The sequence below is a fragment of the Sulfitobacter aestuarii genome (assembly GCF_042685005.1).
GTDB lineage: Bacteria > Pseudomonadota > Alphaproteobacteria > Rhodobacterales > Rhodobacteraceae > Sulfitobacter > Sulfitobacter aestuarii.
The window spans coordinates 279,546-291,337 of the sequence record NZ_JBHUMP010000002.1 but is presented as its reverse complement, the minus strand read 5'-3'; the positions used below and the strand labels follow the sequence as shown (position 1 = coordinate 291,337).

The window sequence follows — 11,792 nt, the reverse complement described above, 5'->3', positions numbered from 1 at the left end:
CCAGGTGCTGACCAGAAAACAACTCGATCTGCTGGCCTTCATTCACAAGCGTGTGCAGCGTGACGGTGTCCCTCCGAGCTTTGACGAAATGAAACTGGCGCTCGACCTGCGGTCGAAATCGGGCATCCACCGGTTGATCACGGCGCTGGAGGAACGCGGCTTCATCCGCCGCCTGGCCCATCGCGCCCGTGCGATCGAGATTGTCAAACTTCCCGAGAGCCTCGGCGGTGCGGCCAGATCCGGTTTCTCGCCGCAGGTGATCGACGGCGACCTGCCCGACACCCCCGCCGCGGTCGCGAATGCACCGGTTCACGCGCTCGAAGTGCCGGTCATGGGCCGGATCGCCGCCGGTGTGCCGATCGAGGCGATCAGCCAGGTCTCCCATTCGATTTCGGTGCCGGGCAACATGGTCCAGGGCTCCGGCGAGCATTACGCGCTGGAGGTCAAGGGCGATTCGATGATCGATGCCGGGATCAACGACGGTGATGTCGTGGTGATCCGCGAAACCTCGGTGGCCGATGACGGCGATATCGTCGTGGCGCTGGTCGAGGACCACGAAGCGACGCTGAAACGCTTCCGCCGGGCCGGGACCGCCATCGCGCTCGAAGCCGCCAACCCTGCCTATGAAACGAGGACGCTGCGCGCCGATCAGGTCAAGGTTCAGGGTCGTCTGGTGGGGCTTATCCGCTCTTATTGAGCTCTACTCCCGCCCCCGCTCCCAGTGATTCCAGAGCCGCGCGCCCGCCCGGTCGCGCGCGGTGACGAGGCGCAGTTTCTCCCCTTCCCGGTAGAGAGCGACCGCGCCGGTCTCCTTCAGCCGCGCCGGATCGAAAACCTCGCAGGATGCGGCGATGTCGGCAGGCAGTTTCACGCTCGATACGACGATCTGCCCGTGCCGACACCCGACAAAAGCCGAGGCCGCCCGTTTGCCCGTCAGATGCAGCACAGGTATCCGGCCAAGCCGCATCGGTGCGCCGCGCGGCCAGCGCGCGGCAGCGTCAGCCTGGCTCGCGGGATCGCCGTCATTCTCCAGCCAGTTGCGCGCCACGAACCCGGCGCTGCGCTCCTTACTGAGGGCACGGCCCTGCGCCGTCATCGCCCCTACCAGCGTTCCGGTCTCGGCAATCAGCAGCGCCGGGCGCTCGGCGAAGCTCCAGAGCAGGAAGGCCAGCATTACGACGAGAACCCCGCTCCAACGCAGCCAACCCTGCCAGAGGATCAGCATGAGGCAGCCGAGTGCCAGCAGCGGCACCACCCAGCGCCCCGGCGAGGGCACGGCGCCCCGCGCGCCTTCCATTTCCGCAATCGCCTGCGCGACACCGAGGATCCAGGCCAGCCCCTTGCCCATCAGCCACAGCGGCAGCGCTTCGAACCCGAAGGGCGCCAGAAGCGCCGCCGCCAGCGCCGCCGGGATTACCACCGTCCCCATCAGCGGCACGCAAAGCAGATTGGCGATCAACCCGTAATGCGCGATCATGTTGAAATGCGCCGCCGCGATCGGCGCCGTCGCCGCCCCTGCAACGCCTGAGGAGATGAACACCGCCACGGCCGGGCGCAGCCAGTTCGGCATCCAGTCCAGATCCACATCGCGCAGCCAGCCGAACACTGCGACCAGCGCCGTGGTCGCCGCGAAGGACATCTGGAACCCCGGCCCCATCAGCGCTTCGGGACGCAGCAGCAGCACGATGCTTGCCGCCACGGCCACCGCGCGGATTGACAGGGCGCGCCGCCCGATCATCAGCGCGCCGAGCGCCACCGCAACCATGATGAAGGCGCGCTGCGTGGCGACATTGCCGCCGGACAGCGCCAGATACCCGAGTGCCGCCAGCAGGGCGCCCGCCGCGGCGATCTGTCTGGTCGGCCAATAGAGCGCGGTCACGGGATGCAGCGCCAGCAGCAGCCGCAGCGCCCCGAAGACCAGCGCGCTCAGCAATCCCATATGCAGCCCCGAAATCGCCAGCAGATGCGCCAGGTTGGCGGTCCGCAGGTCCTGCAGGGCATCGCCGCTGATGGCGCTGCGATCACCCGTGGTGATCGCGGTCGCAAAGCCGCCGATGTCACCCGGCAGCACCGCCCTGATCCGCGCCGAGACTGCCATGCGCAGCCGCGCGATTGCCAGACCGGCCTGCCCTTCGGATGCAGGCGCCACGCCGAGCAGCGGCACCCGGGTATAGCCCACCGCGCCGAGCCCTGCGAAAAAAGCGTGGCGCTGAAAGTCGAACCCGTCCGGTTCGACCGGGCCGCCGGGCGGCGAGAGATGCGCCGTGGTCATCACCCGCAGCCCGGGCTCGGGCGTGATTCCCGCTTGCAGATCGCCATGCAGCGAGAGTCGCACCCGATGTGGCAGGCGCGCGGGCGATATCCTGTCGAGCCGGACCTGATCGAGCGTCAGGCGCAGCGCGTCCGAACCGCTGCGGTCGATCGCCACCACCCGCCCTTCGACCGGCCCGTAATAGCGCCAGGACAGCATCGGCGCCTGCACCATATGGGTCCGTGCCGCCGCCAACAGAAAGCCGAGCAGGCAGAGGATCAATGCGGTACAAAGTGGCGAGATCGTTTCGGGGAGATGTCGCACCAGCAGGATCAGCAGGAACATCACCAGCGCCAGCCCGGAGAGCAGCGGCATCTGCGGCTCGAATTTCAGCGAGAAGAACAGCCCCACCCCGGCGGCCAGGCAGACCGGCACCCAGCCGATCAGATGGCCGCGCTGGCGGCGCATGGTCTCGGACAGCAGCACCCTGAGCCCCATGCTTGCCCCCGTTCGTCGCACTCGCTAGACAGGGGCAAAGCTTACGGTTCACAAGGTTAGCAAAAGGTAAATGCCGCCCTGCGCCGCAGTCAGATCCATCTACGAAAGGTTAGTCGCGCCCATGTCCTCGCCAGTTGTCACCCGTTTTGCCCCTTCACCCACGGGGTATCTTCACATTGGCGGGGCGCGCACGGCGCTGTTCAACTGGCTCTATGCACGCGGCCGTGGCGGCAAGTTCCTGCTGCGCATCGAGGACACCGACCGCGCCCGTTCCACCCCCGAAGCGACGGCAGCGATTCTGCAGGGTATGGCATGGCTCGGTCTCGATCATGACGGCGAGATCATCAGCCAGTTCGAGAATGCCGGGCGTCATGCCGAGGTCGCGCAGGATCTGCTCGCCCGTGGCAAGGCATATAAATGCTTCGCCAGCCAGGACGAGATCACTGCATTCCGCGAGGAAGCCAAGGCGGAGGGCCGCAGCACCCTCTACCGCTCGCCCTGGCGCGATGCGGCGCCCGAAAGCCATCCCGACGCGCCCTATGTGATCCGCATCAAGGCACCGTTGACCGGCCAGACGGTGATCCGCGACCGGGTGCAGGGCGACGTCACGATCCGCAACGATCAGCTCGACGACATGGTGCTGCTGCGCTCGGATGGCACGCCGGTCTACATGCTTGCGGTGGTGGTCGATGATCATGACATGGGTGTGACCCATGTGATCCGGGGCGATGACCATCTCAACAATGCCGCACGGCAGATGATGATCTACGAGGCGATGGGCTGGGAGGTGCCGGTCTGGGCCCATATCCCGCTGATCCACGGCTCCGACGGCAAGAAGCTTTCGAAACGTCATGGCGCGCTCGGGGCACAGGAATATCAGGTCATGGGCTACCCGGCGGCGGGGATGCGGAATTATCTCGCACGGCTCGGCTGGAGCCATGGCGATGACGAATTCTTTACCGATGCCCAGGCGCAGGAATGGTTCGATCTTGACGGTATCCGCAAGTCTCCGGCCCAGTTCGATCTCAAGAAGCTGGAAAACATCTGCGGTCAGCATATTGCCGCCGCCGATGATGCCGCGCTGCGGCGTGAATGTGAGGAATATTTGCAGGCGGCCGGGCTTCCTGCCTTGGATGCCGCGCAGTCAAGCGCGCTCGAGAAAGCGCTCTACTGCCTGAAGGATCGCGCGAAGACATTGCCGGAACTGCTTGATAAAGCACATTTCGCCCTGACCTCCCGCCCCGTTGAATGTGACGAGAAAGCGGCCAAGAACCTTGATACGGTATCCCGTGGTATACTGGCGGAATTGACGCCGCATCTGCAAAATGTTAATTGGGACAAGGAAACGCTGGAGGATGTGCTGAACGGCTTTGCCGCTGCGAAGGACACCAAATTCGGCAAGTTGGCGGGGCCGCTGCGGGCGGCGCTCGCCGGGCGTGCCGTGACACCGTCGGTTTTTGATATGATGCTGGTGCTGGGACGCGACGAATCCCTGGCCCGGCTGGAGGACGCCGCTATCTGAGATCAGGTTCACCTCATCTCAAGGCGGTATGAGGTAACCAAAGGGCCACCCCCGACCGGGGGCATGCCCAAATTGCGGCAGGTCCGCGCGACATATATTCGGGAAGGTAATTCATGGCTGAAAGCAAGAAATCCGCAACGCTGACCATCGACGGCAAGAGCTATGATCTGCCGATGTATTCACCCACCGTGGGACCGGATGTCGTTGATATCCGCAAGCTCTATGCCCAGGCGGATGTCTTCACCTATGATCCCGGCTTCACCTCCACCGCGGCCTGCGACAGCACCATCACCTTCATCGACGGCGATGAGGGCGTGTTGCTGCACCGCGGCTACCCGATCGACCAGCTCGCCAGCCAGTCACATTACCTCGAAGTGTGCTACCTGCTGCTTTACGGCGAGCTGCCCTCCCCCGCGCAGCTTGAAGATTTCGAGATGCGGGTGACCAATCACACCATGCTGCACGAGCAGATGATGTATTTCTTCCGCGGTTTCCGCCGCGATGCGCATCCGATGGCGGTGATGGTCGGCGTGGTCGGGGCGATGTCTGCCTTCTATCACGACAGCACCGATGTGACCGACGACTGGCAACGGGAAGTGGCCTCGATCCGGCTCATCGCCAAGATGCCGACGATCGCCGCGATGGCCTATAAATACACTGTCGGTCAGCCCTTCGTCTATCCGCGCAACGATCTCGATTACGCGTCGAACTTCCTGCGCATGTGCTTTGCCGTCCCGGCGGAGGAATATCAGGTCAACCCGATCCTGAGCCGTGCGATGGACCGGATCTTCACCCTGCATGCGGATCACGAGCAGAACGCCTCGACCTCGACCGTGCGGCTCGCCTCCTCCTCGGGTGCCAATCCCTTCGCGTGCATCGCCGCCGGGATCGCCTGTCTCTGGGGTCCGGCCCATGGCGGCGCCAATCAGGCCTGCCTGGAGATGCTGAAGGAGATCGGCACACCAGACCGGATCCCGGAATTCATCGCCCGAGCCAAGGACAAGAACGACCCGTTCCGCCTGATGGGCTTCGGCCACCGGGTCTACAAGAATTTCGATCCGCGCGCGACGGTGATGAAGGAAAGCGCCGACGAGGTGCTGGAACTGCTCGGGGTGGAAAACAACCCGATCCTGCAGGTCGCCAAGGAGCTCGAGCGTCAGGCGCTGGAAGATCCGTATTTCGCCGAGAAGAAGCTGTTCCCGAATGTCGATTTCTATTCCGGCATCATTCTTGAGGCGATGGGTTTCCCGACCTCGATGTTCACCCCGATCTTCGCCGTGTCGCGCACCGTCGGTTGGATCTCGCAGTGGAAGGAAATGATTGCCGATCCGCAGAACAAGATCGGCCGCCCGCGTCAGCTCTACCGCGGCGCGGAACAGCGTGACTATGTAGATATAGAAAACCGCTGAAGGCGGCACAGATTGCCCTCCCAATACCCCGGTTCTCCGGGGTATTTTTTTGCGCGCGCGGGGCGGCAAGGCCCACGATGTTGCTCGCCGACCGATGATCTGCTAGCAAATTCGCATCAGAACGCCGGGTTTACGGCGCTGATTACCTGAAAGTTTGAACAATGACGCTTTTGACGTTGGCTGCCTATGAGCAGCCGGTGAAATGGGCTGCCTTCGCTTTGGGACTCTGCAGCACGATTTGTATCGTTCAAGGCTGGCAATTGGCCGCCATGTTCTTCGGCCTGCCCTTCTGCCTGATCTGGGTGTTTTACGGCTGGTTCCGCAGCGAACCGCAGCTCAAGATCATCAACATCATCTTCTCGGGCCTCTATGTCTACGGCATTGCACGGTATTTCCTGCTGAATGGCTGAAGAGGCCGTGGGGGTTCCTTCTGTAGGAACCTACCGGAAGCAGCCAACGAATCGCTCCACGGGAGCACCGGCTCCGCCATGTCGAATCGGCCTGTTTCGCCGCGATTGTTTCGTTCGCCACAAGGGATTCTGCCACGCCGATCTGAGAATGATGGCAGGATCATGGCATTGTTGCGGGTCTTGTGACAGTGCCCCGCCCGTGCTTGACCGCCCCCTCCGGCACTCGCTACCCTCATTCGGGAGAGCGTTTCATGAGAGTTTGAAGAGGGTCAGGCATGCCGATCAACAGCAATGCCGACCCGCGCCCGAGGGGCGAAACGGTGACGATCGGCAATGCGCCTACGGAACACGTCAGGAGAGGCTGATGGGAAGATCGACGATCTCTTCGAAGCTGCGCTGGGACCGCGCGGCGGGTCTGTCGTCTCTGGCCGATCATGCCGAGGCGCTGCCGCAGGGCGCGCTGGTGCCCGATACACTGCATGATTGCGACCAGGTCGCGGTGGTCTATGCCAAGGGTCATTGCCCGCCGGAGATCACCATCTGCAGTCTTTCGCGGTCGGTCCATCAGGTGCTGGCCGATGGCATCGCAGTGGCGGTGATCGCCCGCGCCGGGCCCGCCCCCTGCGTCGAGGACGTGCTGCTCGTCGAACGCAGTTTCTGAAGGGCCGACCGGCGGTTCAGCGCCCTTCGAAACGCGGCGCACGTTTCTCGGTGAAGGCCAGCACCCCTTCCTTGAAATCCCGCGACTTGCCGCAGAGCCCCTGTTCATGGGCCTCCAGTGTCAACTGATCTTCGAGGTTGTTGTCCCAGGATTGCCGGATCACCCGTTTGACCGCGGCGTAAGCGGCGGTCGGACCGGCGGCGAGCTGCAGCGCCTTGGCGCGCCAGTGGGAGTCGAATTCCGCATCCGGCACCGCGGCCCAGATCATCCCCCAATCATCCGCCTGACGCGCGCTGATCTTGTCGGCGAAAAGCGCTGCACCCATTGCCTTGGCCATGCCCATCTGACGCGGCAGCGCATAGGTGCCACCGGCATCCGGGATCAGGCCGATCCGCGTGAAAGCCTGCATGAAATAAGCGGATTCCGTTGCGAAGACCACGTCCGCCGCCAGCGCCAGATTGGCCCCCGCCCCGGCCGCAGGACCGTTGACGGCGCAGATCGTCGGCACCGGGCAATCGCTGATCGCGCTCAGCATGGGCGCGTATTCGTCGCGCAGCGTACGTTCGAGATCGAGATCCGCCGCCGAGGCGCCATCGCCCAGATCCTGCCCGGAACAGAAGGCGCGCCCCGCGCCGGTCAGCACCACGACCCGCGCTTCCTTGCCGCCCTGCGTCACCGCATGGGTGATCTCGGCGCGCATCTGGCTGCTGAGCGCGTTCATCCGCTCGGCGCGGTTCAGGGTGATCACGGCGACGGCGTCGCTCACTTGATAGGTCAGGGTCTCGTATTGCATGGCGGTGTTTCCTCGCTGGTTGCGCACACCCTAGCAAAGCCGGTGCACCGGACCAGAGGGACCGCACGTCAGCGATCGAGAATATCGCGCAGCCGGGACTGCTCTTCCGCGCTGAGCGGGGTTTCCTCGGCACCCCGCGCCTTCGCCCGGCCGCGCAGGTAGATAAGCCCCATGCCCCCGGCCAGCAGCAGCATCAGCGGCCCGGCCCCCCAGAGCAGCCAGTTGGCGCCGGTGGCCTGCGGATTGAGCAGCACATATTCGCCATAGCGCCCGACGATGTAATCGACCGCTTCCTCGTCGCTGTCCCCCGCTATGAGCCGCTCGCGCAGCAGCAGGCGCAGGTCGCGCGCCAGGCTGGCGTTGCTCTCGTCGATGCTTTCATTGCGACAGACGAGGCAGCGCAGCCCCTGCGACAGCTCGCGCGCGCGCGCCTCGAGCGCCGGATCGTCGAGCATCTCGTCCGGTTCCACCGCCAGCGCGGGGCCGGTGCAGAGCAGGAGGACCAGCAGCAGGCGTTTCATTCCGCCGCCACCGGCGAGACAGGCTGTTTCTGCGCCCCGGCTGCGACACGGAAGCGCCGGTCGCTGAGGCTCAGCAGGCCGCCAAGCGCCATCAGCGCGCAGCCGATCCAGATCCAGTTGGTCAGCGGCTTGATATAGGTCCGCAGCGTCCAGCCGCGATCGCCCTGTGCATCGCCGATCACCACATAGACATCGCGCGCCAGGTTCTGATGGATCGCCGCCTCCGTGGTCGGCATCTGCGCGACCGGGTAGAAACGTTTTTCCGGCCGCAGCCGGGCTATTTCGTCTCCCTCCCGTGCCAGCGTCACGTCGGCCATGCTGGTCAGGTAATTCGGCCCCTCGACCTCCGCGACCCCGTTCAGGGTCAGCGTGTAGTCGCCCACCGTGAAGGGGGTGTCGATCTGCGCCACCCGGATGTCATCCATGCTCCAGGCGGTGAGGCCGGCGACACCGATGATGGTGATCCCGAGCCCGGCATGGGCGGTGAACTTGCCCCACTCGGCCCGCGGCAGCCGCGCCAGACGGCGCCAGCGCCCGGTGCCGCGTCCGGTGCGGCGCGCCAGGTCAATGCCGGTGCCCATCACCAGCCAGGCGCCGAGCGCGAGACCGAAGGGTCCGAGCAGGCTGCGCCCCGATTGCAGCGCGAAGAGCAGGCCGAAAAGGGCGATCGCCAGCAGCATCGCCGGGATCAGCGGCCGCAGCACCCGGCCCCAGCGCGCGCGTTTCCACGGCATCGCCGAGCCGATTGGCAGGAACAAACCCAACGCCACGATGAAGGGCGTGAAAGCGGCATTGAAGAACGGCGGGCCGACGCTGAGCTTGCGGTCAAAGAACATCTCCGCCAGCAGCGGCCACATGGTACCGACGAAGACCACGAAACAGGCCACCGCGAGCAGCAGGTTGTTGACCAGCAGCGCGGATTCGCGGCTCACCAGCCCGAACACGCCCTTGGCCTCCATGGCCCCGGCGCGGAAGGTGAAGAGCACCAGCGCTCCGCCCATGAAGAAGGCCAGGATCGCCAGCACGAAAACGCCACGCTCGGGATCATTGGCGAAGGCATGGACGGAGGTCAGCAGGCCGGAGCGCACGATGAACGTCCCGATCAGCGAGAAGCCGAAGGCGAGGATCGCCAGCAGGATGGTCCAGCTCTTCAGGCTCTCGCGTTTCTCCACCACGATCGCGGAATGCAGCAGCGCTGCGGCCAGAAGCCACGGCATGAAGGAGGCGTTCTCGACCGGATCCCAGAACCAGAAACCGCCCCAGCCAAGCTCGTAATAGGCCCACCAGCTCCCCAGAGCGATGCCGATGGTCAGGAAGACCCAGGCGGCCAGCGTCCAGGGTCGCACCCAGCGCCCCCAGGCGGCATCGACGCGCCCCTCGATCAGCGCCGCCACAGCGAAGCTGAAGGTCATGCTGAGCCCGACATAGCCGAGGTAGAGGAACGGCGGATGGAAGGCGAGGCCCGGATCCTGCAGCAGCGGGTTGAGGTCTTCGCCGTCGAAGGGCGGCACCGCGAGGCGCAGGAAGGGATTGGAGGTGAACAGGATGAACGCAAAGAACGCCACCGCGATCGCCGCCTGCACCGCCAACACCCTTGCCCGCAAGGTGGGCGGCAGGTTGCCCCCGAACCAGGCAGCCATGGCGCCGAACAGCGTGACGATCAACACCCAGAGCAGCATCGAGCCCTCGTGATTGCCCCAGGTGCCGCTGATCTTGTAGAGCAGCGGCTTGGCGGAATGGCTGTTGAGCACCACGACGCGCAGGCTGAAATCGGAGGTGACGAAGGCCCAGACCAGCGCTCCGAAGGCCAGCGCGGTCAAAGCGAATTGCGCGGTAGCGGCGGGCTCGGCCAGCGCCATCCAGCCGGGCCAGCGGCGCTGCGCACCGATCAGCGGCACGACCGTCTGGATGATGGCCAGAACGAAGGCGAGGATCAGTGCGAAATGTCCGAGTTCTGTAATCATGGGCGCGACTATAAAGTGCCGCCGCGCCCCATGCCATAGCTCATCGTCGCACCGACCAAAGCGTCGCAGTCAGCCCTTGGCACGCCACGCCGCCAGGGCGGCATTCTGATCGGGGTGGAGCGTTGCCGAGGTCAGGCGCGCATCGGCGCCGGTGGCGGCAATCCTGACAGTGTCCGCGCGCAGATCTCGCAGCATCGAGATATTGTCGATCACCCGCGGCACGCGATTGATGCTGCCCGCCAGCGCCTGTTGAAATTGCTGGGATTTCACCTGATGCCTCGCTCCGAAATAGAACGACACGATCACGCCGAGCAACCACCATAGCGGCTCCGGTACCAGCGCGATGCCCTGCATCCGTTCGGCAAACCAGAGCGGATCGACCATGGCGGAGACGAAGAGCCCCAGCGTGCCGAGCGCCAGCAAGGGGCGCGGCAGGCGGTTGATCCCGTCCATCAGCCTGTCGAAACGACCCCGCCCCGTCCCGGCGAATTCGCCGCCAAACTGGACCATCGCCTGAGCCTGCGCAGCGGCGCCGCGCTGCGCCCCGGCTTCGGCGTTTTCGCGAAATACCTCCGCTGTCCCGCGCAGCATGTTGCCTTCGCCGAAGATCAACCCGAAAATCCGTTCGATCACCCCCATGCCGCCACTCTCCGCTGAAATTCACTGGCGCTAAGATGATAGCGCGGGGCGATGAATGCCTCGGCCCGGCGGATCCAGCCGCCCTTGCCACCCGCCCGGCTGCGGGCATATTTGCGACTCGCCGGACGGCGATCAGCCAGCCGGAAATAATAATTGCGCCGCGCGATCCCGTAGGCATCGACCAGATGATCCGGCGCAGCCCGCATCGCCCTCTCTGCCGCCGTAAGGCTCTGCGGCCCGAGCACCCCGTCCACAGCGATCTTGCCCTACCCCATGTCGCGCAGCAGCCGTTGCAGGATCTTCACGGCATTGGCCCCGGCATTGACATACATATCAAAGACGCTGGGCTGCAATGGCTCCGGCAATTCCGCCAGCCGCGGGGCGCGGTAGTAGTGATCAAGGAAAATCTGCACTGCCTGCCGCTTCGAAAGGCGCTGCACATCAATGCGATCCACGTCGCCATCCCGGTCGAGATCGAGCCCGAGCCGTCGCATCGTATGGATCGTCACCCCGTATTTCGTCGCCCCGCCCGAATCGTCCGGATCATCGACGAAGCCGCCCTCCCGAGCCACGATCTGCGCCGCGATTTCCCTGACTTGCAACATGCCTGTTCTCCCGCTGTGATGCGGAAGAGACTGGTCGGCAAGAGGTTAAGAGAGGCTGGACCGGGCGTGCGCCCTCAGCTTTCGGGTTCCTGGTAAACGCCCTGTTCCTTCAGCGCGTCCACGACCTCCTTGGGCATGTAGGTTTCGTCATGTTTCGCAAGGATTTCAGATGCTTCGAATACACCATTCACGTAGCGTCCGGTGCCGACCATGCCCTGGTTCTCCTCGAAGAGATCAGGCAACACCCCGGTGAAAGTAACCGGCACCTCGGCGCCGCCATCGGTGACCGAGAAACGGATCGTCTCGCCCTCGCCGCGGATCAGCGAGCCTTCGGAGACTAGCCCGCCGATACGGAAGACCTCGTTCGGGCCGGGCGGTTCGGCGATCACCTGGCTCGGCGCGCGGAAAAAATTTATCCCGTCGCGCAAAGCGTAGCCGATCAGCCCGGTGGAGAGCACCAGCGCCACGACCGCCACGAGGACGACCTGAATACGCCTTTGTTTCTTGAGACTTTTCATG

Annotated in this window: 11 protein-coding genes and 1 pseudogene; 5 read left to right on the top strand and 7 right to left on the bottom strand. The window is 64.6% G+C overall.

Annotated features, from left to right (window positions below; genetic code table 11):
- The first annotated feature begins 4 nt into the window (after positions 1–4).
- Positions 5–697 carry a transcriptional repressor LexA gene (lexA, locus tag ACFSUD_RS03690; protein WP_386371577.1) on the top strand — a complete coding sequence of 231 codons (693 nt, stop codon included), beginning with the start codon at positions 5–7 and terminating at the stop codon, positions 695–697.
- A 3-nt stretch (positions 698–700) separates the two neighbouring features.
- Here the strand turns inward: lexA and ACFSUD_RS03685 are convergent, their stop codons facing one another.
- Positions 701–2,749 (bottom strand): ComEC/Rec2 family competence protein, encoded by a 2,049-nt coding sequence (locus ACFSUD_RS03685; protein WP_386371575.1) that lies wholly within the window; start codon positions 2,747–2,749, stop codon positions 701–703.
- 121 nt (positions 2,750–2,870) lie between these two features.
- On the opposite strand from ACFSUD_RS03685, the gene gltX reads away from it, so the two are divergent.
- The 4 genes from gltX (at position 2,871) to ACFSUD_RS03665 (ending at position 6,751) form a co-directional block, all read left to right on the top strand.
- On the top strand, positions 2,871–4,271 hold the full coding sequence (gltX, locus tag ACFSUD_RS03680) for a glutamate--tRNA ligase (protein ID WP_386371573.1): 1,401 nt from the start codon (positions 2,871–2,873) through the stop codon (positions 4,269–4,271).
- Between the two features lie 113 nt (positions 4,272–4,384).
- The gene (gene gltA, locus ACFSUD_RS03675; RefSeq protein ID WP_386371572.1) at positions 4,385–5,680 is read left to right on the top strand and encodes a citrate synthase; all 1,296 of its coding nucleotides are present in this window, start codon (positions 4,385–4,387) and stop codon (positions 5,678–5,680) included.
- Positions 5,681–5,841: 161 nt separating this feature from the next.
- Positions 5,842–6,090: a peptidase gene (locus tag ACFSUD_RS03670; RefSeq protein ID WP_386371571.1), complete on the top strand. Its 249-nt coding sequence runs from the start codon at positions 5,842–5,844 to the stop codon at positions 6,088–6,090.
- 364 nt (positions 6,091–6,454) lie between these two features.
- Complete coding sequence (locus ACFSUD_RS03665) at positions 6,455–6,751, top strand: hypothetical protein (protein WP_386371570.1); 297 nt, start codon at positions 6,455–6,457, stop codon at positions 6,749–6,751.
- A gap of 16 nt (positions 6,752–6,767) precedes the next feature.
- On the opposite strand, the gene ACFSUD_RS03660 is transcribed toward ACFSUD_RS03665, so the two are convergent.
- The 6 genes and pseudogenes from ACFSUD_RS03660 to ccmE all read right to left on the bottom strand — a co-directional run bounded on the left by ACFSUD_RS03660 (position 6,768) and on the right by ccmE (position 11,791).
- Positions 6,768–7,544, bottom strand: a complete 777-nt coding sequence (locus ACFSUD_RS03660) for an enoyl-CoA hydratase-related protein (RefSeq protein ID WP_386371568.1) — start codon at positions 7,542–7,544, stop codon at positions 6,768–6,770.
- Between the two features lie 68 nt (positions 7,545–7,612).
- The gene (locus ACFSUD_RS03655) at positions 7,613–8,065 is read right to left on the bottom strand and encodes a cytochrome c-type biogenesis protein (protein WP_386371566.1); all 453 of its coding nucleotides are present in this window, start codon (positions 8,063–8,065) and stop codon (positions 7,613–7,615) included.
- Complete coding sequence (locus tag ACFSUD_RS03650) at positions 8,062–10,029, bottom strand: heme lyase CcmF/NrfE family subunit (RefSeq protein WP_386371564.1); 1,968 nt, start codon at positions 10,027–10,029, stop codon at positions 8,062–8,064. The genes ACFSUD_RS03655 and ACFSUD_RS03650 overlap by 4 nt, the downstream gene beginning before the upstream one ends.
- 69 nt (positions 10,030–10,098) lie before the next feature.
- Positions 10,099–10,668: a holin family protein gene (locus tag ACFSUD_RS03645; RefSeq protein ID WP_386371562.1), complete on the bottom strand. Its 570-nt coding sequence runs from the start codon at positions 10,666–10,668 to the stop codon at positions 10,099–10,101.
- Positions 10,659–11,273, bottom strand: a pseudogene (locus tag ACFSUD_RS03640) (holin-associated N-acetylmuramidase). The gene ACFSUD_RS03645 and the pseudogene ACFSUD_RS03640 overlap by 10 nt, the downstream one beginning before the upstream one ends.
- A gap of 74 nt (positions 11,274–11,347) precedes the next feature.
- Positions 11,348–11,791 carry a cytochrome c maturation protein CcmE gene (gene ccmE, locus ACFSUD_RS03635; protein WP_386371560.1) on the bottom strand — a complete coding sequence of 148 codons (444 nt, stop codon included), beginning with the start codon at positions 11,789–11,791 and terminating at the stop codon, positions 11,348–11,350.
- Position 11,792 lies beyond the last annotated feature (1 nt).

Coding starts and splice junctions, on each gene's coding strand:
- ACFSUD_RS03685 (WP_386371575.1), bottom strand. CDS start 2,749: ATGGGGCTCAGGGTGCTGCTGTCCGAGACCATGCGCCGCCAGCGCGGC.
- gltX (WP_386371573.1), top strand. CDS start 2,871: ATGTCCTCGCCAGTTGTCACCCGTTTTGCCCCTTCACCCACGGGGTAT.
- gltA (WP_386371572.1), top strand. CDS start 4,385: ATGGCTGAAAGCAAGAAATCCGCAACGCTGACCATCGACGGCAAGAGC.
- ACFSUD_RS03670 (WP_386371571.1), top strand. CDS start 5,842: ATGACGCTTTTGACGTTGGCTGCCTATGAGCAGCCGGTGAAATGGGCT.
- ACFSUD_RS03665 (WP_386371570.1), top strand. CDS start 6,455: ATGGGAAGATCGACGATCTCTTCGAAGCTGCGCTGGGACCGCGCGGCG.
- ACFSUD_RS03660 (WP_386371568.1), bottom strand. CDS start 7,544: ATGCAATACGAGACCCTGACCTATCAAGTGAGCGACGCCGTCGCCGTG.
- ACFSUD_RS03655 (WP_386371566.1), bottom strand. CDS start 8,065: ATGAAACGCCTGCTGCTGGTCCTCCTGCTCTGCACCGGCCCCGCGCTG.
- ACFSUD_RS03650 (WP_386371564.1), bottom strand. CDS start 10,029: ATGATTACAGAACTCGGACATTTCGCACTGATCCTCGCCTTCGTTCTG.
- ACFSUD_RS03645 (WP_386371562.1), bottom strand. CDS start 10,668: ATGGGGGTGATCGAACGGATTTTCGGGTTGATCTTCGGCGAAGGCAAC.
- ccmE (WP_386371560.1), bottom strand. CDS start 11,791: ATGAAAAGTCTCAAGAAACAAAGGCGTATTCAGGTCGTCCTCGTGGCG.